The 336-nt window shown below is 61.0% G+C and carries 1 protein-coding gene; it reads right to left on the bottom strand.

Annotation, left to right across the window (positions count from 1 at the left end):
* Window positions 1-13: 13 nt before the first annotated feature.
* The coding region (locus ACXAIC_RS24860; protein ID WP_475187141.1) for an IS66-like element accessory protein TnpA at window positions 14-336 on the bottom strand (323 nt) is incomplete at its 5' end.

Genomic DNA, 336 nt, shown 5'->3' with positions numbered 1-336 from the left:
GATGGAACCGGGATCACTCCATCAAACCCTGAACCAGTCCCATCACCGCGGCCAGGGCCGTTGGGCCTTCGATCAACACCCTTCGGCCATCGGAAAGAGTAATATCAACCCGGCTTGCACAGACAGGTTCCGGGGGCGGGACAACGACACCAGGCGTGGCAGGGCAAGCTGCCGGGGCCAGTTCCAGCTCAACGAAAGACCCGTCCTCGACGTGGCCCGGATCAACTGGCATTCGCGCAAACCGGGGATCCTTCAGCCAATTGTGGATCATATTGGCATTTGCCGAATACCGGCGCGCCACCTGCGCAACCGATGCACTGGGAAGAACCGCTTGCG

It is taken from the genome of Roseibium sp. AWQ4_254 (assembly GCF_056161025.1).
The sequence above is the reverse complement of the archived record's forward strand: the minus strand, read 5'-3'. Positions and strand labels throughout refer to the sequence as shown.